The following is a 19318-nucleotide window of genomic DNA, read 5'->3' as shown; positions in this document are numbered from 1 at the left end:
AAATTTGGGCCGCAACCCCCGGTGGCCTTTTTCCAGGAGGCCTGTCATGAACTTGCATCAGTTCGCCGAAACCCACGACGTTACCAACCAGCCGCCCTCCCTGGACGGCGTCAACCTGTACCGCATCGACGTGCCGCTGCAAGACTGGTCGCGCCGCTTCGGCGCCGGCTGGGCCGCGCCGCGCATCGATGCCTACGGCGCGCTGGCCGGCGGGCCGCTGATGGCGGCGGGGTTCCTGGCGAACCAGAATAAACCACAGTTCAGCAGCCATGACCGCTATGGCCATCGTATCGACCTGGTGGAGTTTCACCCGGCCTACCACGAGCTGATGCGCACCGCTGTCGAACATGGCCTGCCATCGCTGCCGTGGGCGCATCCACAATCCGGCGCGCATGTGGCCCGTGCCGCCCTGACTTACCTGCACAGCCAAGCCGAAGCCGGCACCGGCTGCCCGTTGACCATGACCTTCGCCTGCGTCCCGGCCCTGCGCCTGCAACCGGACCTGGCGCAGACCTGGCTGCCGAAAATCCTCAGCACCGACTACGACCCGCGCAACGTCGGCATCGCCCACAAGGCCGGCGCCACCATCGGCATGGCGATGACCGAGAAACAGGGTGGCACCGACGTGCGCGCCAACACCACCCGCGCTTACCCCGTGGGCGCGGGCGGCCCCGGCCAAGCCTATGAACTGGTGGGGCACAAGTGGTTCTGCTCGGCGCCGATGTGCGATGCGTTCCTCACCCTGGCCCAGACCGACAAGGGCCTGACCTGCTTCCTGCTGCCCCGGCACCGCCCGGACGACACGCGTAACCAGTTCTATATCCAGCGCCTGAAAAACAAACTCGGCAATTGCTCGAACGCCTCCAGCGAAGTCGAGTTTCGCGGCGCCCTGGCCTGGATGGTCGGCGAAGAAGGCCGTGGCGTGCCGACTATCATCGAAATGGTCGCCATGACCCGCTTCGATTGCATGGTCGGCTCCAGCGCCTTGATGCGCCAGGCGCTGACGCAAGCCAGTCACCATTGCGCCCATCGTTCGGTCAGCGGTCGCGTACTCAGCGAACAACCGCTGATGCAAAACGTGCTGGCCGACCTGGCGCTGGAAAGCGAAGCCGCGCTGGCCTTGAGCCTGCGCATGGGCCGCGCCCTCGATCATTTGGGCGATGAACAGGAAGCCAAGTTCTCCCGGCTGGTGACCGCGGTGGGCAAGTATTGGATCTGCAAGCGCGCGCCCGCGATGATCAACGAAGCCGCCGAGTGCATGGGCGGTGCCGGTTATGTGGAGGACAGCATCCTGCCGCGCTTGTATCGCGAGGCGCCGGTGAATTCGACGTGGGAAGGTTCCGGCAATGTGCAGTGCCTGGACGTGCTGCGCGCATTGTCCAAAGAGCCGGGTGTGCTGGAAGCGCTGTTTGTCGAACTGGGCGACGGGCATGGCGACAGGCAGTTGGCGCAGCATATCGAGCAACTGAAATCGGCGTTCATGGACACCCAGGACATCCAATACCGCGCGCGGCAACTGACCGAGGACATTGCCGTGGCGTTGCAGGCCAAGTTGTTGCTGGAGGCCGGGAATGCAGCCGTCAGCGATGGGTTCATCGCCAGCCGGCTGGGTGAGTCGTCGGGGCGCGTGTATGGCGCCTTGCCATGTGGGGTGGACGTGCGGGCCATCGTTGCGCGGTCCACCCCCCAAGTGTCTGAATAAATACGCTCCAAAAGGTGGGAGGGGGCTTGCTCCCGATAGCGGTGTGTCGGTCAGCCCATGCGTTAACTGCACCACCGCCATCGGGAGCAAGTCGAATCGTCGCACCGCCCCTCCCACATTATTCAGCGCATTGCACTTCGGCTGTTTCAGTGAGGCCGGGATACAGGCAAGATAAAGGTCTGCAAGTCAGCACACAGGATGCTTACCGTGACCGAAGCTTTTGTTGTCGTTCAAACCGCCGAAGAAGCCGTCGACCGGCTGGCGGCTCTGCATGAGCGTGCTACCGGCGCGCTCAATCAAGCCCTCAAGCAATACCTCAAGGACCGCGTCGAGCCCGACGCCGAACAACGCGCGATGTTTCGTTACCCGGAGCTGCGCCTGACTTACCAGTGCCACGGCGAAGTCCCACAGACCACCCGGGCGTATGCCAAGGTCCAACTGCCGGGGACTTACAGCGTCACCGTCACCCATCCGTCGGCGTTCCGTAAATACCTGCTGGAACAATTGGTGCCGTTGATGCACGACTTCACCGTGACGGTGGAAGTCGGCGTCAGCCAGCAGAATATTCCTTACCCGTATGTGGTCGAGCAGGGCGACGAACTGGCCGGCTCCGGCGTGACCGCCGCGACCCTGGCCCGTGTGTTCCCCAGCACCGACCTGTCGGCCGCCACCGATGGCATCGCCGACGGCCTGTATGACTGGGAAAACACCGACCCGCTGCCACTGGCCCTGTTCGATGCGGCCCGCGTGGACTTTTCCCTGCGCCGCCTGGTGCATTACACCGGCAGCGACTGGCGCCATGTGCAACCGTGGATTCTGCTGACCAACTACCACCGCTATGTCGACCAGTTCATCCTGCATGGCCTGGAGCAATTGCGCAGCGACCCGCGTTTTATCCGCATGGTGCTGCCGGGCAACGTGATCATCGACAAGAGCATGGACCACGGCGAAGCGTCCGCCATTGCCGCAGGCGTGGTCTGGCACCGTTACCAGATGCCGGCCTACCACCTGCAGGCCACTGACGGTCACGGCGTGACGCTGGTCAACATCGGCGTCGGCCCGTCCAACGCCAAGAACATCACCGATCACCTGGCCGTGCTGCGTCCACATTGCTGGCTGATGATCGGCCACTGCGGCGGCCTGCGCCAATCCCAGACCATCGGCGACTACGTCCTGGCTCACGCCTATATGCGCCGTGATGGGATTCTCGACCGCGTGGTGCCGCCGAACATTCCGATCCCGGCCCTGGCCGAAGTGCAAATGGCTTTGCAGCAAGCGGCGGCCAACGTCACCGGCGAAAAGGGCGAAGAACTGAAAAAACGCCTGCGCACCGGCACCGTGCTGACCTACGACGACCGCAACTGGGAACTGCGCTGGGCCCAGGAGCGTCCGCTGATCAACCTGTCCCGCGCCGTCGCCGTGGACATGGAAAGCGGCACCATCGCCGCCCAAGGCTACCGTTTGCGTGTGCCCTACGGCACCTTGTTGTGCGTGTCGGACAAACCGTTGCACAGCGAGATCAAGCTGCCGGGCTCGGCCAACGCGTTCTATGAGCGTGCGGTCAGCCAGCACTTGAAAATCGGCATCGAGGCGGTCGACCTGTTGCGCACCGAGCTCAACTCGCTGCACTCGCGCAAACTGCGCAGCTTCGACGAGCCGCCGTTCCGCTAAGCGGTTGGGATGGTCATTTAGCGGTCAGGCCACTAGCATTGTCGGTCCTGACCGTTAGATGTTCCTTCGCCATGTCCCGTCCCACCCGTCCCGATTCGCGCCGCCCTGGCGTGAAAGCCCCGTATTCCGCAGCTCGTCGCGTCGCCAAGGCGCCACCGGCCGAGCCGAAGCTGATCCTGTTCAATAAACCCTTCGACGTACTGACCCAGTTCAGCGACGAAGGCGGGCGGGCGACCCTCAAGGATTTTATCGACATCCCCGGTATCTACCCGGCGGGTCGCCTGGACCGTGACAGCGAAGGTCTGTTGTTGTTGACCAACGATGGTCAATTGCAGGCGCGCATTGCCGACCCCAAGCACAAGTTGGCGAAAACCTACTGGGTGCAGGTGGAAGGCGAACCCACTGAAGAACAACTGCAACGCCTGCGCGACGGTGTGCAACTCAACGACGGCATGACCTTGCCCGCCGAAGCCCGGCGGTTGGACGAGCCTGAGTTATGGCCACGCAACCCGCCGGTGCGCTTTCGCAAAAGCGTGCCGACCCACTGGTTGGAGTTGGTGATTCGTGAAGGGCGAAACCGCCAAGTGCGGCGCATGACGGCGGCGGTGGGGTTGCCCACCTTGCGCCTGGTGCGCGTGCGGATTGGCGATTGGTCCATCGACGGCCTGGATCAGGGCCAATGGAAGGCCGTACCGGCGCGCTTATAAGACGCCGGACTCGATCAGGCCGATCACCACGCTCTTGATGACGAATGCGGCCACGCCCAGGCCCAGCACGAAAAACAGGATGAACGAGCCGAAACGCCCGGCCTTGGATTTCTTCGCCAGGTCCCAGACGATAAAGCCCATGAAAATGATCAGGATCGTGACCAGGCCGGTCATCATCCATTCTTCAAGTAGCGCGGGGTCAATCGAGTTCATTGGTTTCTTCCGACGGGGCAGGTGGCAAGTATACGGCAGTGCTCGGGCTGGGCATTGCCCTGCGTCGGTGCGTCGCACGCAGACTTAAATGTGGGAGGGGGCAAGCCCCGATAGCGGTGCATCAGGTGAAAATATACTGACTGACACTCAGCTATCGGGGGCAAGCCCCCTCCCACATTTGACCTTCACCGATCTTAAGTACGCAGGTGGGTCAGTGGTAACTCGGTGCTGTTGAGCACCTGGTTCAGCACAAAGCTCGAACGCACGCTGGTGACGCCTTCAATGCGGGTCAGGTGGCCCAGCAGCAGCTTCTGGTAGTGGTCCATGTCCGGCACCACGACTTTCAATTGATAGTCGGCATCCATCCCGGTCACCAGGCTGCATTCCAGCACCTGCGGCAGGGTGCGGATGGCCGCTTCGAAGTTCTCGAAGCGCTCGGGGGTGTGTCGGTCCATGCCGATCAGCACGTAGGCGGTGAGGCTCAGGCCGAGCATCTTGCGGTCGAGCAGGGCGACCTGGCGGGCGATGTAGCCGTCGTCCTCCAATTGCTTGACCCGGCGCGAGCAGGGCGACGGCGACAGCCCGATACGCTCGGCCAACTCCTGGTTGGAGATCCTCGCGTCGCGCTGCAATTCCGCCAAAATACTCAGGTCGTATCGGTCAAGTTTGCTCATGGGGCTGGCCTTTGTCGTAACTATTGCGGTGAATTATCCCTTAAGGGTTAAAAATTGCGCAAGCACTGTTTATTGACGCAATCTTCGCAATCATCTGTCGGGGCGCTGCGCCTATGATTACCAACAGAATCACCGCCTGGACATAGTCCACAGCAGCTCGCCCAATCAGGCCTGCTGCGGCCGCCACCCCAGCAGGGTTGAGCCGGCCTCCAGGCTGCACACTGTCCACAAGACGGCGTGAGGTGAGCCAACGTCATAAGCGTTGAGCCCGGACGAAGTTCTCAAGGGGTGGCCGACGGGTCGCCCCTTTCTTTTTGCCTTAAGAAAATTCTTCTCGTGACTGATAACCTGTGCCAGAACCGGGCGAGGCTTTTCCAGTCTCATTGATAAGCCCTAAACCGCAGTGAGGAAGAGCATGAAGCGCATCTGGCGAATGGCAGGTGTTGGTTTGCTGGTGGTCAGCGTCAGCGCGCAGGTAACGGCCGACGAACGTGATAATTCACCCGGTCAGGGCCAGAGCCAGGGGCAGCGGCCGCAGGGCGGCGGCGGGCAGCATGAACGCGGCCCTGAAGGTGGCGGGCGGCCCGAGAATAATCAGCCGCGCCCGCAGACCGCGCCGTCACGGCCTGAGAACAATCAACCGCGCCCGGAGAACCCGCATTTTGATCGCGGCGGCCCGAACGGTGGCGGTCAGGGGCAAGGCCGGCCCCAGGGCAATGAGCCGGGCCGCCCGGCGCCGCAGCCACAACCGTCGAACAGCCTGCCGATCCAAGGTCGCCCCGATACTGTGCGCCAGACCCAGGAGCCGCGTCAGGGTGACTACCGCGACATCCCGCGCCGCAACGACGGCAATCAACATTGGGAGGCTGGCGGCCCCGGTTCACGCCCAGGCAACAACGGCGGCGGCTACCACAATGAGCGTCCCGGTGATAATCGCTGGCCAGGTCGCCCCGATGGGCACGGCAACGGCTGGGGCCCAGGCCCGCAGTATCGCCCGGGCTATATGGTGGATCGTTTTCCCGAGCGCAATTACCGTGTGCCTTACCGTGGTCAGGATTATTTCTTCTCCGGCGGCTACTGGTATCGCCCGCAAGGCCCGCGCTATGTAGTGGTGGCGCCGCCGTATGGCATCCGCGTGCATTACCTGCCGGATTACGCGCGGGAAGTGTGGGTGGGCAGCGCGCTGTTCTTCCTCGCGGCGGGTGCCTATTACACCTACGAAAGCAGTTCCCAGCAGTACGTGGTGGTGGAGCCGCCGACCGCAGTACCGGCACCGCAGCCGGCGCCCCAGGGCAACGGCTATGACGTGGTGGCCTATCCCGCCAATGGCCAGTCACCGGCGCAGGTGCAGCAGGACGGTTATGACTGTTATCGCTGGGCTGTGCAGCAAAGTGGCTTTGACCCGCAAGCGGTCACCTACGCCCCGGCCCCGGCAGTGGTGCAAACCTACCGCCAGGCCCAGGGCAACTGCCTGAGCAGTCGCGGCTACCAGGTGCAGTACTAGGCCTGGGCGCCGCTCACCACGTCCAACGGGTCGGCGTGTACCAGCACTTCGGCCCGTGGGTAGGCAGCGTGAATGGCATCGGCGGCCTGGTCGCTGATGCCGTGGGCAACAGACAGCGTCAACTCCCCCGGCAATTCCAGGTGCAACTGCACAAACCAGTGGTTGCCGGAGATCCGCGTGCGCAAGTCGTGGGCGCCCAGCACGCCGGGTATGCCACGGGCCAATTCCAGCATGTGCTGGCTGACGTCTGGCGGCAGTTCTTCGTCCATCAACACGGCAAAACTTTCCCGGGCGATCTGGATCGCGCTCCACAGAATGTAGGCCGCGATACCCAGGCCAAACCAGGCGTCGATCTGATGGAAGCCGAAACCGGCCAAGACCAGCGCAATCAAAATACTGCCATTGAGCAGCAAGTCCGAGCGGTAGTGCAGCGAGTCGGCGCGCACGGCGCTTGAGCCGGTTTCCCGCACCACGTGGTGTTGCAGGAACAGCAGGGCCACGGTCAGCGCCAGGGACAAAATAATCACCCCAATGCTCAGCCACGGCGCCCCCACGGGCTCGGGATGCTTGATCCGTTCGAATGCCTGCAACGCAATCAGCACCGCACTGCCAGCGATAAACAACGCCTGCGCCATACCGGCCAGCGACTCCGCTTTGCCATGCCCGTAACGGTGATCGTCATCGGCCGGGCGCAGGGCGTAATGCACCGCCAGCAGATTGAGCAGTGAGGTGACGCCATCGAGCAGTGAGTCGGTCAACCCGGCGAGCATGCTCACCGAGCCACTGAGCCACCAGGCGATCGCCTTGGTCACAATCAGCACAGAGGCCACGCCAACCGAAGCGCGGGTGGCCAGGCGCAAGAGCCGGGCGTGTTCGGGACTGGTGCTCATAAGCGGGTCAGATCCTTAGGCGGACGGTTGCAAACCGAGGGCGGCCAGTTGTTGCACGCTGCCCTTGAACTGGATCATGCGCGGGTCGTCCAGCGGCAAGGTGCGGCCGGTTTCCTGCTGGATGATGGTCTGCAGCTTGGCCGTGTCGACCTTGCCGTCGGCGCCGATGGCTTGCTGCAGTTTCTCCGGGGCGACTTGTGCGGTCTTGCCCGGTTCGAAGTAGATCGCGCCGGTGGCGAAGTCGACGCCGAAGGCGATCAGGCCGGGGATCACGTAGAACAGCAGGCCGACGGCATCGAGCACGGCAATCGTTGGGTCGATCTTGCCGTCGATCTGGCCGCGGCGGTCAGGGTAGAAAATCGAACCGCAAGCGGTCAGTTGGCTCAGCAGCGTGACGGCGAGGACACCGCCGATGACACGGGAAGCGATACGCATGAGAAAACTCCTGAACAGGGTTGAAAGGTGACTATAAGCCAGATCCGCCAGGCGACGATGATCCGGTGAGGTGCTTGTGAGACCACCACCGGCCTTCAGCAGTTCGCCGTTATACTCGCCGCTCTGCTTTGGAGCCAGTATGAATTCGTTGCCGATCGATGATGTTTTACCCGCCTTGCGTGACGCCTTGGCGAATCGCCATGAAGCCGTGCTGGAAGCGCCGCCCGGCGCCGGTAAAACCACCCGCGTACCGTTAGCCTTGTTGAATGAGCCTTGGCTGGCCGGGCAGACCATCCTGATGCTGGAACCGCGACGCCTGGCCGCGCGCGCCGCCGCCGAGCGCCTGGCCAGCGAGCTGGGGGAGAAAGTCGGTGAAACCGTCGGTTATCGCATCCGCCTCGACAGTAAAGTCGGCCCCAACACGCGCATCGAAGTGGTCACCGAAGGCATCCTCACCCGCCGCCTGCAGGACGACCCGGCGCTGGACGGCGTGGGCCTGCTGATCTTCGACGAGTTCCACGAACGCAGCCTCGACGCCGATCTGGCGCTGGCCCTGAGCCTGAATGGCCGCGACCTGTTTCGCGACGAGCAGCCGCTGAAAATCCTGCTGATGTCCGCCACCCTCGAAGGCGAGCGCCTGGCCGCGCTGTTGGATGACGCGCCGATCCTGCGCAGCGAAGGGCGCATGTTCCCGGTGCAGATGCGCTGGGGGCGGCCGTACCAGGTCGGTGAGTTTATCGAGCCGCGCCTGGTGCAGACCATCCTCGACGCGCTGCAGGACGAAACCGGCAGCGTGCTGGTGTTCCTGCCCGGCCAGGCGGAGATCCGCCGGGTCAACCAGCAACTGGCGGACGCTCTGGGTGATCGCGCCGATGTACTGCTCTGCCCGCTGCATGGCGAGCTCGACCTGAACGCCCAGCGTGCCGCCATCGACCCGGCGCCCGCCGGCAAGCGCAAAGTGGTGCTGGCCACCAACATCGCCGAGACCAGCCTGACCATCAATGGCGTGCGTGTGGTGATCGACGCCGGGCTGGCACGCGTGCCGCGTTTCGACCCCGGCAGCGGCATGACTCGCCTCGACACCCAGCGCATCTCCCGCGCCAGTGCTACCCAGCGTGCCGGTCGGGCCGGGCGCCTGGAGCCGGGCGTGTGCTATCGCCTGTGGTCCGAGGACCAGCACGAAGGCCTGGCCGCCTATGGCAGCGCGGAAATCCTCGCGGCCGACCTCGCCGGGCTGGCCTTGCAACTGGCGCGTTGGGGCGTGACGCCCGCACAGTTGGTGTGGCTCGACATGCCGCCCGCTGCCGCGTATGCCCAGGCCCAGGACCTGCTGCAACGTCTTGGCGCCTTGAATGACAACAAACTGACCGCCCACGGCCAGAAGATGGCCGAGCTACCGGCCCATCCGCGGATCGCCCATCTGCTGTTGCGCGGGCAGGATTTGGGGCTTGCGGCCACCGCGTGTGATGTCGCGGCGCTGCTGGGCGAGCGCGATATCCTGCGCGGGGGCGGGGCGGATTTGCACTCTCGCCTGGCCCTGCTGTCTGGCGAAGAGCGCGCGCGGGGCACCCAGGGCGGTGTGCAGCGCGCCAAGCAGTTGGCGCGGCAATACCGTGGCTATTTGCGCGGCCGGGCGACCCAGCCGGTGGCCGACCCCGAGCACCCGCGCTGGCTTGGCGCCTTGTTGGCGTTGGCCTATCCCGACCGCGTCGCCCAACAACGCCGACCCGGCGGCGCCGAATACCGCCTGGCCAATGGCCGCGCCGCAGTCTTCGCCGAGGCTGACAGCCTGATGAAGCAAGCCTGGCTGGTGATTGCCGACCTGGGCAGCCGCCAGGGCCAGCGCGAAGAACGCATCTACCTGGCGGCGGATTTTGATCCGACGCTGTTCGACACGGTGCTCGCCGAACAAGTGCGCAACGTCGATCAATTGGATTGGGACGAACGCGAAGGCGTGCTGCGCGCCGAACGCCAACGCAAAGTCGGCGAACTGGTGCTCAGCCGCGAACCCCTCAGCGGCCTCGACGAAAACGCGCGCAGCCAGGCGCTGGTCAACCTGGTCCGGCGCAAAGGCCTGGAGCTGTTGCCCTGGACCCCGGAACTGCGCCAATGGCAGGCCCGCGTGAGGCTACTGCGCCAGCTCGATACCGGCAAAACCAGCGAATGGCCCGACGTCAGCGACAGCGCCTTACTCGCCAGCCTGGAACACTGGCTGATGCCCTACCTGGGCAAGGTCTCGCGCCTCAGCCATTTTGCCAACCTGGATATTTCCAGCTACCTGCACAACCTGTTGCCCTGGCCGCTACCCCAACGCCTGGACGAACTGGCGCCGCAGCATTTGAAAGTGCCGTCGGGTTCTTCGGTGCGGTTGGACTACAGCGAGCATCCGCCGATTCTGGCGGTGCGCCTGCAGGAATTGTTCGGCCTGGCAGATACACCGCGCATTGCCGGCGGGCGCCAGGTCGTCAAGCTGCACCTGTTATCCCCGGCGCGACGGCCGGTGCAGGTGACCCAGGATCTGGCGAACTTCTGGCGCAGTACCTACGCCGAGGTGAAGAAAGATCTGAAGGGGCGCTATCCCAAGCATTACTGGCCGGATGACCCGTTGGTGGCCGAGGCCACCGCCCGAATCAAACCGCGTAAGTAAGCGTGACAGCGATTCAAATGTGGGAGGGGCGGTTATTGCGCGGCCGGCAGCAGGAACCGTGCGATGACCGGCAAATGGTTGGAAATGCGCAACGTATCCGCCTGCCGCACCTTCGCCTCCACCCGTTTGATCCGCGAGCTGTAGAACAGGTAATCGACGGTGCGATCCGGCCCGTCAAGGCTCGGGTCATTCGGAAAGTGCGTCAGCCACTGCTCACGATCAATCCCGCTGGATTCGCTGTTGCTCGGGATCATCGGGTATTTGTCCCACAGCAGATGCAGTTCGCTGTCTGGCGAATACTGCCCGCGTTTACCGGCATCCAGGCGCAGGAATTGCCCCAGCGGCAGCACATTGAAATCCCCGCCGATCAACCAGGGCGTCCCGCGGCCTTCGAATTTGTCGAGTAGTTTCACTGTGGCCTGGACTTGTTCTTGCACCGCACTACGCCCCGGCTCGTCGCCCTCCAGACGGGTGTTGAGTACCGCCAGTTGGCCGCCGTCGCTCAGCGGTAGGTAGGTCAGCAGCAACGCCGGTTTGGGTTGGAACTGACGGCTGATGAAGTTGGCGGGCGGCACGGGCAGTTGCAGGCGTTCGGCGTGTTCGATCTGGTAGCGACTGAGGGTTACCAGCTTGCGGCCGACGCTGCCAAAGATATGCAGGTTGGGGATAAAGTCGGCTTTCCAGTCGAAGGCCTGTGCGCTGCAGGGGTAGAGGTCGGCCAGGCGTTCCTGGAGCAGCGTTACCTGGTCTTGATAGTGGGACGGCTTGGCGCCTTCGTCGAGTTCCTGCAACAGCAGGATGTCGGGTTGTTCGTCGCGAATCACCCGGGCCACCTCGTCGAGGCTGAAGGCCATGTCTTCGACGGTGGGGCGGTCGTCCGGGCCGCTGCCGTCGGCGGTGTCGTACCAGAACACGTAGTTCTTGCCGGCCAGGTACTGCACGTTCCAGGTCATCACCTTGAGCGCCTGCCCGGGCAGCAGGGTCGGCGCACGGGGCGCGATGCAGCTCACGGGCAGGGTTTGCTTGTCGGCGGGGCGCCAGGTCAGGCTGTAGATCAGGGCCGTCAGCAGGCCTGCAATAAGCAGCAGGCCCAGCAAGGTGATGCGCAAGAAACGGGTCATCGGCTCGGCTTATAGCGTGTCAGGAGTGGCACCGAGCATATCACCGCGCGTCGGCATCGCCACCGATCAGCATGAATAAACGGAACAGCACCACACTGGTAAACAGCTGCAGGAAGCTGTGTGCACTGTCGATCAGCACCCCCAGCAACGGCGCGGGCTCGGGATACGCCGCCACGCTGGCGCCTTTGAGCAGCCACAGCGGCGTCATTACGCACAGCATGCACACCAGGATTCGCCAGAAATGCCCACGGGTCAGACGTAAACTTTCCTTCATCGCCTGCAGTGCGGGCATACCGCGCAGCACCAGCAGGTACTCGGCAAACGCGAGCACCACCATCAGCCACAGGCCGGGTAGGAAATACAGCGACAGCCCGAGCAATATCAGCAGCGTGCTCATCGCCGTCAGCAGGGCGAAGCGCGGCCACAGGGTCAGGGCCATGGCCCACACATCCTGGGGGCGCGGCGATTCGCCACGGGTGCGGGCATCGAGAAACAGGATCAGCGCGCCGGTGTACAGCGGATACACCAGCAACCCCACCACCACGCTGTAGCCTGGGAATGCGTCCGGGCCGAGCGTGTGGTCGAGCACCTGTTGCAGCAGGGCTTCGAGGATCACCAGCGGCAGGCATAGCTGGACGATGGCGCCCAGGTTGTGCCGGGTGAAGCGGAAGGAGTCGCGCAGTACGTCTAACGGATTCATCAGAGTCATCACAGGCCGAAAAAAGCAGGGGCACACTTTAACCGATAGGTGCCGTGAGCAAGCAAACGTAAACCTTGAGTAAAGACCATTGAAACAACTGGTAACACCCCCATAACTAGAAGGACCGGGCCTGATCACAGACCGGACCATGATTTCTACCGGCAATCTAACGAGGTCGCCATGAACAGCGAAGAGCAAACCCTGATCGATGGACTGTTTTCACGGCTGCAACAAGCCGAAACGGACACAGCCCCCCGCGACGCACAGGCCGAAGCGCGGATCAAGGAGCATATGACGCGCCAACCGGCGGCCGGGTACTACATGACCCAGTCGATCCTGGTGCAGGAACACGCGCTCAAGAGTCTCGACGCGCAGAACAAGCAACAGGCGCAACAGATCCAGCAATTGCAGGATGAACTGCAGCGGGCCAAGTCCCAGGCGGCACAACCGGCGCCGAGCAGCGGTGGCTTTCTGTCGAGCATCTTTGGCGGCGGTCCACGTGATGCACAACCGGCACAGAGCGCTCCGGCCTCTTCCGGCGGCGGTTGGCGTGAACCGGCGCGGCCGTCTTTCGGACAGCCGGCGCCGCAGCAGAACTATCAACAGCCACAACAACCCGCCGCCCCGATTGGCAGTGGCTTCCTCGGTGGCGCCCTGAAAACCGCAGCGGGTGTGGCCGGTGGCGTGATGCTGGCGGAAGGCATCAGCAGCCTGTTCAACCACAACTCGCAACAGCCGCAAGTGGTGGAAGAAATCATCCGTGAAGAGCCGGCGCCCGCCAGTGACAACAGCAACTGGGGCAACGATGACCAGAAATTCGCGGGCAATGATAGCTGGGGCAGCGACAACGCCTCGGACAGCTTCGCCGATAGCGATTCCTCTTCCTTCGACGACGACGATTCCTTCGTCTGACGCACCCAGGCCCGGGGCGCTTTGCCGCCCCGGGCTGATTTTTCCCGGAAACTTTCCCGTGACTGGCATACTGGCAACCTTTGCGGACCTTCGCGTCCGGGGTCTAAGCGGCAGTCATGGGGAAGTGCGGTGAAGAAAATTGCAGTGTTCGCCGATGTACAAAACCTCTACTACACCGTGCGCCAGGCGTATGGCTGTCACTTTAACTACGCCGCCCTGTGGGCTGACATCAGCTCGCGCGGGCAGATCGTCGAGGCGTATGCCTATGCCATCGACCGTGGCGACAGCAAGCAGCAGCAATTCCAGCAGATCCTGCGCAACCTGGGCTTTACCGTGAAGCTCAAGCCCTACATCCAGCGCAGCGACGGCTCGGCCAAGGGCGACTGGGACGTGGGCATCACTATCGACATCATGGACGCCGCCGCTAACGTTGACGAAGTGGTGTTGGCTTCCGGCGACGGTGACTTCGACATGCTGCTCGACCGCATCATCCACAAGCATGGCGTCGAAGCCGTGGCCTACGGCGTGCCGGGGTTGACGGCCAACTCATTGATACGCGCCGCCAGCCGCTACGTGCCGATCGAAGGCGCGTTGCTGCTCAAATAAGCGCGGCGGCTCAATAAATAAATGCTTAGACGGAGTTGGAACAGGTTTGGAACGTATAGCGGTCATCGACTTTGAAACCACCGGCATCACCCCGAGCAGCCACTGCCGGGCCACGGAAATCGCGGTGGTCATCCTTGAGCGCGGCCAAATCGTGGACCGTTACCAGAGCCTGATGAACGCAGGTGTGCGCGTACCGGGCTTTATCGAACAGCTCACCGGCATCAGCAACGCCATGCTGCGTAGCGCGCCAGCGGCAGAGCGGGTGATGAACGAAGTCAATGAGTTCGTCGGCACCACACCGCTGTTGGCGCACAACGCCGCGTTCGACCAGAAGTTCTGGGACTTCGAACTGGGCCTGATCCGCCGCACCCGCCTGCAAAAATTCGCCTGCTCGCTGCTATTGGCCCGTCGCCTGATGCCGGCGGCACCCAACCATAAACTCGGCACCCTTAATTCGTTCGCCCAACTGCCCCACACCGGCAAGGCGCACCGGGCCATGGCGGATGCGGAAATGGCCGCCAACCTGACGGCACACCTGGCCGAGCAACTGCGGCGGACCCATGGCTTGCGCGAGCTGTCCCATGACTTGCTGTGCACGTTGCAGAAAGTCCCGGCGGCGAAGATCAATGAGCATTTGAAGAAGCATCGCGGGTTCTGATAGAACAACGCCGTTCAAAATGTGGGAGGGGCGGTGCGACGATTCGACTTGCCCCCGATAGCTGAGTGTCAGTCACTAGATGTACTGGCTGACACACTGCCATCGGGGGCAAGTCGAATCGTCGCACCGCCCCTCCCACATTGGTTATGCGGTGCCTATCGAGGCTGCACACACTCCAGCGCCCGATCCACCACGCCCTTCGCCATTTCCACCAAATGCATCACCGCCCGTTGCTGCGCGTTCATCGCCTCTCCCGGCAAGTGCGCAGTTTTCACCGCGCAATGCAGCAAGTCCGCCGCATGGGCGAGGGCATCTTCGAGGCTCAGGTTGTCATTCAGGATGAAGGTGGGCCCATCCGGGGCGGACGCTTTGAGGTAGTAGTCGATGGCGCGGCGGTTGAGTAGGGCGTCTTCGCTGAGGAAGTTGGGTGGATCGGGGGTGACTTTGACCATGGTGGAACTCCTTGCAGGAAGAAGTTGCAACCGTCCGCTTGCACGCGAATTGGGGTGGCAACTGTACGTAGGTGTGCAAGACCGGGGCAAGGAGCGAAACCCAGCAGGCCCGAAGGCCTCCCACGCACAGCCGCCATAATGGGCGAACGCCAAGCATCAAGCTGGGCATTAATAAGCTGTATGTTGATTTGTGGATTCTACTTGCCGTCGGACTTGCACGTCCGGCCACCGAACATTCGATGACTGAGCGAGACTAGCGACCTGATCCGACGGAAACAAGGCCGTGGAATTCTCTAGGAAACGTCCCGCAAATGAAAGGGATTGGTCTTGCTGGCCACTAAAACATCAGTTCTTTGTGGAGGCTTTTAGCGGTCTTCTGAAACGTCAGTAGGCTAAGCGCTACTGCTTCGTCGGACCTTTCTGGTTTTTCCCGCCAACCACCAATCGCCCTTTGCTGAAACTTACTATCCGCCTGTCATTTACGTACAGGGACTACGGCATGCAGGAAAGCGATCTTCATACAGCAATCATGCGAAGCAAGTTTGAGCTCGAAAGCAAGGGCATCGATTTCGGCTCAACTTCAAGCATGGCGTTTCATATGGGAAACACAATGACAAGCTGCCCGGCAGTCATGGCTTTGCCTAATTCGCCAGGCTGGACCCATGGCGCCAGTTATCAGTTACTCAAGCCCATTCATGCGGAATCCTCGGTGCCGAGCACTACTTTTGACGAACTCTGGAAGTGTACAAAGCAACACTACGGCTTGACGGCTGCAACGGTTCTCATTGGTGCGGCGGGCATACCGATAAGCAAAATTGCCTTGGGCACTTGGGTTTAAGTCGGCTCCAGCAAAACGACGAACCTGGCTAGCCTCATCGGAATGCGCTTCTTCCCTCGTACATTGATCAGGCAGCCAACCGTGGCCAGAATGGCGAAAGCAACATTTGGAACTGTCAGGGTATTTGGCATTATCGGGCGAGGCATTCCCTTCGTGGCTGCGGGGTTGGCTGTTTTTGATCTAATCAGTATTGGTAAGTGTGCCTACGAGGCAAGAAATGCAAAGTAATCTGACCCGAGCCGAGATCAGCGAAAAGGTCATTCAACTGTTCGTCGATATCATCGGCTTCATCGACCGCAGCCAGGTGACGGAGCAAACGGATTTCATCCATGACTTCAAGATCATCGATGACGATTTGACTTGCTTCGTCATGCAGATCAAGTGGCAATTCAAGCTGCGCGCGACGCAGGCAGATTGGGATCACATCACCACCCTCGAGCAAATTGTCGACTTGATCGTTCAGCGTTCAAATCAGCAGTGCGGCCTCTGACGCCATCGGGGGCAAGTCGAATCGTCGCACCGTCCCTCCCACATTTTGATGTGCGAATACATGCAAACTGTGGGAGGGGGCTTGCCCCCGATGACGGTAGATCAGCCACCACTTTTGCCATTCCCCTCCAACTGCCCCAACGGCACCCGCCGTTCTATCGCGCTCGATAAAATGATCGAGGTCTTGCTGAACCCGAACTTCGCTATCCGATTAATCAAACTCTCCAGCTCCGGCATCGAGCCCACCGCCGCTTGCATGATGACGCACGGGTCGCCAGTCACCCGGTGGCATTCGGTCAGTTCGGGGATTTCGGCCAGGGCGTCGTACACCTTCTGGCTGCCATGGTTGGTCAGGCGCAGTTCAATCACGCACTGGATCGGCAAACCCACTTTGGACAGGTCCACCTTGGCCTGGTAGCCGGTGATCACGCCGCTGGCTTCCAGCTTGGCCACACGTTCAGCCACGGCGGGGGCGGAGAGGTTGACCGTGCGTGCGAGTTGCGCGAAGGAGGCGCGGCCGTCTTCGAGCAGGGCACTGAGGAGCATGCGGTCGTATTTGTCCATGAAAAGGCTCCAGCGCTAAGCGGCTTTCGAAAACATGGTTTATAGCCTTCATAACCATGCTTTGAAAAGTGTATGGGCGGTTTAAACAGGTTTTGTAACTTATGTTTATGCGCCTGCCTTTTTAGAATAAGCCTCTCTTTTTTTGCCACAGAGCTGCCCAATGCCTGGCCCACGTCGCTTTCCCTTACCGTTGATCGCCGCCTTTTTTGCGTTGTACGTGATTTGGGGATCTACCTACCTGGTGATCCGGATCGGTGTGGAGTACTGGCCGCCGCTGTTGCTGGCGGGGATTCGGTTTTGTACGGCGGGTGCGCTGATGTACGCGTTTTTGCGCTGGCGCGGGGTGCCGGCGCCGACGTGGGCGCAGTGGAAGGCTGCCGGGATGATCGGGATTTTGCTGCTCACCTTCGGTAACGGTGGTGTCACGTTGGCGGAGCATGCGGGCGTGTCGTCCGGGGTCGCCGCGCTGGCCGTGGCGACCGTGCCGCTGTTCACCTTGCTGTGTGGTTACTTCTGGGGCGCGCGCAATACCCGGCTGGAATGGGCCGGGGTGATTCTGGGCATTGTCGGCATCGCCATGCTCAACATGGGCAGCACCCTGCAATCGAGCCCGATGGGCGCGGCTTTGCTGTTGTTTGCCGCCGCCTCGTGGGCATTCGGTTCGGTCTGGAGCCGGCAACTATCGCTGCCCCAGGGCGCCATGGCCAGTGCAGCGGAAATGCTGGTGGCCGGTGTGGCGTTGTTGATTGGCAGTGCGGTGTCCGGTGAGCGCCTGCAAGCCATGCCGCCGCTGGAAGGCTGGCTGGCGCTGGCCTACCTGACGGTGTTCGGCTCGATCATCGCCTTCAACGCCTATATGTACTTGCTCAAGCACGTGCGCCCGGCGGCCGCGACCAGCTATGCGTATGTCAACCCGGCAGTGGCGGTGTTGTTGGGGATTGTGTTTGTCGGCGAGTCCATCGGTATCGAGGAGGCGTTGGCCATGTTGGTGATCATCAGCGCCGTGCTGTTGATCAGCCTGCCCCAGTGGCGAAAGCCTGGGCCGAAAATAAGGTAAACTGCCGCGCATAACGCCTTTTTACCCCCTTAGGCGCTGAATTTTCCCTACGGTAAACACATGACTTTCGCCACCCTTGGCCTGATCGAACCCTTGCAGCGCGCCCTTGAGACGCTCGGCTACCAGACTCCGACGCCGGTGCAGGCGCAAGCCATTCCGGCGGTGCTGGCCGGCCGCGACCTGATGGCCGCCGCCCAGACCGGCACTGGCAAGACCGCCGCTTTCGCCGTGCCGCTCCTGCAACTGCTGACCATGGAAGGGCCGAAAGTCGTTGCCAACTCGGCGCGTGCGCTGATTCTGTGCCCGACCCGCGAGCTGGCCGAGCAGGTTCACGCCAGCGTTGCTGAGTACGCCCAAAACCTGCCGCTCACCACCTACGCGGTGTACGGCGGCGTGAGCATCAACCCGCAGATGATGAAGCTGCGCAAAGGCGTCGACGTGCTGGTTGCCACGCCTGGCCGCCTGATCGACCTGTTTCGCCAGAACGCGCTGAAACTCAATCAACTGCAAACCCTGGTGCTCGACGAAGCCGACCGCATGCTCGACCTGGGCTTCTCCGAGGAGCTGGCGAATATTTACCGCATGCTGCCGAAAAAGCGCCAGACCCTGCTGTTCTCCGCGACCTTCTCCGATGAAATCCGCACGCTCGCCGGGCAAATGCTCAACGACCCGCTGAGCATCGAAGTCAGCCCGCGCAACGTCGCCGCCAATACCGTCAAGCAATGGGTGGTGCCGGTCGACAAGAAGCGCAAGCCGGAGCTGTTTGTCCACCTAATGCGCAAGGGCCGTTGGAAGCAGGTGCTGGTGTTCGCCAAGACCCGTAACGGCGTGGATGCACTGGTGGATAAGCTGCAGGGCTTGGGTATCAATGCCGACGGCATCCACGGCGACAAGCCTCAGGCGACCCGCCAACGTGCGCTGGACCGCTTCAAGTCAAGCGATGTGCAGATCCTGGTGGCCACCGACGTGGCGGCCCGTGGCCTGGATATCGAAGACCTGCCGCTGGTGGTCAACTTCGACCTGCCGATCGTGGCTGAGGACTACATCCACCGTATCGGCCGTACCGGCCGCGCGGGCAACACCGGTGAAGCGATTTCCCTGGTGTGTGCCGATGAAGTGAACATGCTGTCGGCCATCGAGATGCTGACCCGTCAGACCTTGACCCGGCATATGGAGCAGGATTTCGAACCGGAACACCGAGTGCCGGATACCGATGCCAGTGGGCAGGTGGTGAAGAAGCCGAAAAAGCCTAAGAAACCCAAGGCGTCCGGTGGTGGCGGTAAGCGCAACCTGGGCAAGTGGGTGGACAGTGGCGAAGTGGCGCCGGCGGAGCCGTCGATCAAGCCGGTGCGCAAAGTGCCGGTGTTCAACACCGGGCCGCGTAAGAAGAAGTGATTTTTCGGCGCGGCTGATGGCCTATCTGGAGCAAGCCCCCTCCCACAGTTTTGATCTGTGAATACATTCAAAATGTGGGAGGG

The 19318-nt window shown here is 62.2% G+C and carries 20 protein-coding genes; 12 read left to right on the top strand and 8 right to left on the bottom strand.

Annotated elements, in window-relative coordinates; translation table 11 throughout:
* The first annotated feature begins 46 nt into the window (after window positions 1-46).
* From P3S72_RS26630 to P3S72_RS26620, 3 genes are all read left to right on the top strand, one after another.
* The gene (locus P3S72_RS26630; RefSeq protein ID WP_276194998.1) at window positions 47-1702 is read left to right on the top strand and encodes an acyl-CoA dehydrogenase family protein; all 1656 of its coding nucleotides are present in this window, start codon (window positions 47-49) and stop codon (window positions 1700-1702) included.
* Window positions 1703-1900: 198 nt separating this feature from the next.
* Window positions 1901-3373: an AMP nucleosidase gene (gene amn / locus P3S72_RS26625; protein WP_164886999.1), complete on the top strand. Its 1473-nt coding sequence runs from the start codon at window positions 1901-1903 to the stop codon at window positions 3371-3373.
* A 71-nt stretch (window positions 3374-3444) separates the two neighbouring features.
* Complete coding sequence (locus P3S72_RS26620) at window positions 3445-4080, top strand: pseudouridine synthase (protein WP_247406944.1); 636 nt, start codon at window positions 3445-3447, stop codon at window positions 4078-4080.
* On the opposite strand, the gene P3S72_RS26615 is transcribed toward P3S72_RS26620, so the two are convergent.
* Window positions 4075-4284, bottom strand: coding sequence for a DUF2788 domain-containing protein (locus P3S72_RS26615; RefSeq protein ID WP_276197999.1), 210 nt, complete (start codon window positions 4282-4284; stop codon window positions 4075-4077). The two genes, P3S72_RS26620 and P3S72_RS26615, sit on opposite strands and share 6 nt — an antisense overlap.
* A gap of 203 nt (window positions 4285-4487) precedes the next feature.
* The gene (locus P3S72_RS26610; RefSeq protein ID WP_003194418.1) at window positions 4488-4967 is read right to left on the bottom strand and encodes an Lrp/AsnC family transcriptional regulator; all 480 of its coding nucleotides are present in this window, start codon (window positions 4965-4967) and stop codon (window positions 4488-4490) included.
* Window positions 4968-5382: 415 nt separating this feature from the next.
* Here P3S72_RS26610 and P3S72_RS26605 point away from each other — a divergent pair, with 415 nt between their 5' ends.
* Complete coding sequence (locus tag P3S72_RS26605) at window positions 5383-6471, top strand: DUF6515 family protein (protein ID WP_276194997.1); 1089 nt, start codon at window positions 5383-5385, stop codon at window positions 6469-6471.
* On the opposite strand, the gene P3S72_RS26600 is transcribed toward P3S72_RS26605, so the two are convergent.
* Together P3S72_RS26600 and P3S72_RS26595 are read right to left on the bottom strand one after the other, a co-directional pair.
* Window positions 6468-7361 (bottom strand): cation diffusion facilitator family transporter, encoded by an 894-nt coding sequence (locus P3S72_RS26600; RefSeq protein ID WP_247408333.1) that lies wholly within the window; start codon window positions 7359-7361, stop codon window positions 6468-6470. The two genes, P3S72_RS26605 and P3S72_RS26600, sit on opposite strands and share 4 nt — an antisense overlap.
* Before the next feature lie 15 nt (window positions 7362-7376).
* Window positions 7377-7796: a hypothetical protein gene (locus tag P3S72_RS26595; RefSeq protein ID WP_017848313.1), complete on the bottom strand. Its 420-nt coding sequence runs from the start codon at window positions 7794-7796 to the stop codon at window positions 7377-7379.
* A gap of 139 nt (window positions 7797-7935) precedes the next feature.
* Here P3S72_RS26595 and hrpB point away from each other — a divergent pair, with 139 nt between their 5' ends.
* Window positions 7936-10443, top strand: coding sequence for an ATP-dependent helicase HrpB (gene hrpB / locus P3S72_RS26590; RefSeq protein WP_276194996.1), 2508 nt, complete (start codon window positions 7936-7938; stop codon window positions 10441-10443).
* 32 nt (window positions 10444-10475) lie between these two features.
* Here hrpB and P3S72_RS26585 read toward each other — a convergent pair whose 3' ends face one another.
* Together P3S72_RS26585 and P3S72_RS26580 are read right to left on the bottom strand one after the other, a co-directional pair.
* Entirely contained in the window at window positions 10476-11564 is a 1089-nt protein-coding gene (locus P3S72_RS26585) for an endonuclease/exonuclease/phosphatase family protein (protein ID WP_276194995.1), read from the bottom strand.
* Window positions 11565-11604: 40 nt separating this feature from the next.
* Complete coding sequence (locus P3S72_RS26580) at window positions 11605-12264, bottom strand: YciC family protein (protein WP_276194994.1); 660 nt, start codon at window positions 12262-12264, stop codon at window positions 11605-11607.
* A gap of 180 nt (window positions 12265-12444) precedes the next feature.
* Here P3S72_RS26580 and P3S72_RS26575 point away from each other — a divergent pair, with 180 nt between their 5' ends.
* The 3 genes from P3S72_RS26575 (at window position 12445) to P3S72_RS26565 (ending at window position 14440) form a co-directional block, all read left to right on the top strand.
* Window positions 12445-13176: a DUF2076 domain-containing protein gene (locus P3S72_RS26575; protein WP_276194993.1), complete on the top strand. Its 732-nt coding sequence runs from the start codon at window positions 12445-12447 to the stop codon at window positions 13174-13176.
* Window positions 13177-13305: 129 nt separating this feature from the next.
* The gene (locus P3S72_RS26570; protein ID WP_017848308.1) at window positions 13306-13782 is read left to right on the top strand and encodes an NYN domain-containing protein; all 477 of its coding nucleotides are present in this window, start codon (window positions 13306-13308) and stop codon (window positions 13780-13782) included.
* 46 nt (window positions 13783-13828) lie between these two features.
* Entirely contained in the window at window positions 13829-14440 is a 612-nt protein-coding gene (locus P3S72_RS26565; RefSeq protein ID WP_276194992.1) for a 3'-5' exonuclease, read from the top strand.
* Window positions 14441-14595: 155 nt separating this feature from the next.
* On the opposite strand, the gene P3S72_RS26560 is transcribed toward P3S72_RS26565, so the two are convergent.
* On the bottom strand, window positions 14596-14892 hold the full coding sequence (locus P3S72_RS26560; RefSeq protein WP_276194991.1) for a DUF3077 domain-containing protein: 297 nt from the start codon (window positions 14890-14892) through the stop codon (window positions 14596-14598).
* A 499-nt stretch (window positions 14893-15391) separates the two neighbouring features.
* Between P3S72_RS26560 and P3S72_RS26555 the strand changes: the two genes are divergently transcribed.
* Window positions 15392-15730: a hypothetical protein gene (locus P3S72_RS26555; protein WP_276194990.1), complete on the top strand. Its 339-nt coding sequence runs from the start codon at window positions 15392-15394 to the stop codon at window positions 15728-15730.
* Window positions 15731-15947: 217 nt separating this feature from the next.
* Window positions 15948-16220, top strand: coding sequence for an acyl carrier protein (locus P3S72_RS26550; protein ID WP_276194989.1), 273 nt, complete (start codon window positions 15948-15950; stop codon window positions 16218-16220).
* Window positions 16221-16321: 101 nt separating this feature from the next.
* Here P3S72_RS26550 and P3S72_RS26545 read toward each other — a convergent pair whose 3' ends face one another.
* Entirely contained in the window at window positions 16322-16783 is a 462-nt protein-coding gene (locus tag P3S72_RS26545; protein ID WP_247405006.1) for an Lrp/AsnC family transcriptional regulator, read from the bottom strand.
* A gap of 160 nt (window positions 16784-16943) precedes the next feature.
* Here P3S72_RS26545 and yedA point away from each other — a divergent pair, with 160 nt between their 5' ends.
* Window positions 16944-17840, top strand: a complete 897-nt coding sequence (yedA, locus tag P3S72_RS26540) for a drug/metabolite exporter YedA (RefSeq protein WP_276194988.1) — start codon at window positions 16944-16946, stop codon at window positions 17838-17840.
* 60 nt (window positions 17841-17900) lie between these two features.
* Entirely contained in the window at window positions 17901-19235 is a 1335-nt protein-coding gene (locus tag P3S72_RS26535; protein ID WP_276194987.1) for a DEAD/DEAH box helicase, read from the top strand.
* The last annotated feature ends 83 nt before the right edge of the window (window positions 19236-19318 follow it).

Origin of the sequence: Pseudomonas sp. D3 (genome assembly GCF_029320995.1) — a bacterium.
GTDB classification, from domain to species: Bacteria; Pseudomonadota; Gammaproteobacteria; order Pseudomonadales; family Pseudomonadaceae; genus Aquipseudomonas; species Aquipseudomonas paraveronii.
Note: the sequence above shows the minus strand (reverse complement) of the source record. Positions and strands in the feature narration are given on the sequence as shown.

What these genes read in the sequence shown, in the direction of transcription:
- P3S72_RS26630 (WP_276194998.1), top strand. Translation starts at nt 47, where the DNA reads ATGAACTTGCATCAGTTCGCCGAAACCCACGACGTTACCAACCAGCCG.
- amn (WP_164886999.1), top strand. Translation starts at nt 1,901, where the DNA reads ATGCTTACCGTGACCGAAGCTTTTGTTGTCGTTCAAACCGCCGAAGAA.
- P3S72_RS26620 (WP_247406944.1), top strand. Translation starts at nt 3,445, where the DNA reads ATGTCCCGTCCCACCCGTCCCGATTCGCGCCGCCCTGGCGTGAAAGCC.
- P3S72_RS26610 (WP_003194418.1), bottom strand. Translation starts at nt 4,967, where the DNA reads ATGAGCAAACTTGACCGATACGACCTGAGTATTTTGGCGGAATTGCAG.
- P3S72_RS26605 (WP_276194997.1), top strand. Translation starts at nt 5,383, where the DNA reads ATGAAGCGCATCTGGCGAATGGCAGGTGTTGGTTTGCTGGTGGTCAGC.
- P3S72_RS26600 (WP_247408333.1), bottom strand. Translation starts at nt 7,361, where the DNA reads ATGAGCACCAGTCCCGAACACGCCCGGCTCTTGCGCCTGGCCACCCGC.
- P3S72_RS26595 (WP_017848313.1), bottom strand. Translation starts at nt 7,796, where the DNA reads ATGCGTATCGCTTCCCGTGTCATCGGCGGTGTCCTCGCCGTCACGCTG.
- hrpB (WP_276194996.1), top strand. Translation starts at nt 7,936, where the DNA reads ATGAATTCGTTGCCGATCGATGATGTTTTACCCGCCTTGCGTGACGCC.
- P3S72_RS26585 (WP_276194995.1), bottom strand. Translation starts at nt 11,564, where the DNA reads ATGACCCGTTTCTTGCGCATCACCTTGCTGGGCCTGCTGCTTATTGCA.
- P3S72_RS26580 (WP_276194994.1), bottom strand. Translation starts at nt 12,264, where the DNA reads ATGAATCCGTTAGACGTACTGCGCGACTCCTTCCGCTTCACCCGGCAC.
- P3S72_RS26575 (WP_276194993.1), top strand. Translation starts at nt 12,445, where the DNA reads ATGAACAGCGAAGAGCAAACCCTGATCGATGGACTGTTTTCACGGCTG.
- P3S72_RS26560 (WP_276194991.1), bottom strand. Translation starts at nt 14,892, where the DNA reads ATGGTCAAAGTCACCCCCGATCCACCCAACTTCCTCAGCGAAGACGCC.
- P3S72_RS26555 (WP_276194990.1), top strand. Translation starts at nt 15,392, where the DNA reads ATGCAGGAAAGCGATCTTCATACAGCAATCATGCGAAGCAAGTTTGAG.
- P3S72_RS26550 (WP_276194989.1), top strand. Translation starts at nt 15,948, where the DNA reads ATGCAAAGTAATCTGACCCGAGCCGAGATCAGCGAAAAGGTCATTCAA.
- P3S72_RS26545 (WP_247405006.1), bottom strand. Translation starts at nt 16,783, where the DNA reads ATGGACAAATACGACCGCATGCTCCTCAGTGCCCTGCTCGAAGACGGC.
- yedA (WP_276194988.1), top strand. Translation starts at nt 16,944, where the DNA reads ATGCCTGGCCCACGTCGCTTTCCCTTACCGTTGATCGCCGCCTTTTTT.
- P3S72_RS26535 (WP_276194987.1), top strand. Translation starts at nt 17,901, where the DNA reads ATGACTTTCGCCACCCTTGGCCTGATCGAACCCTTGCAGCGCGCCCTT.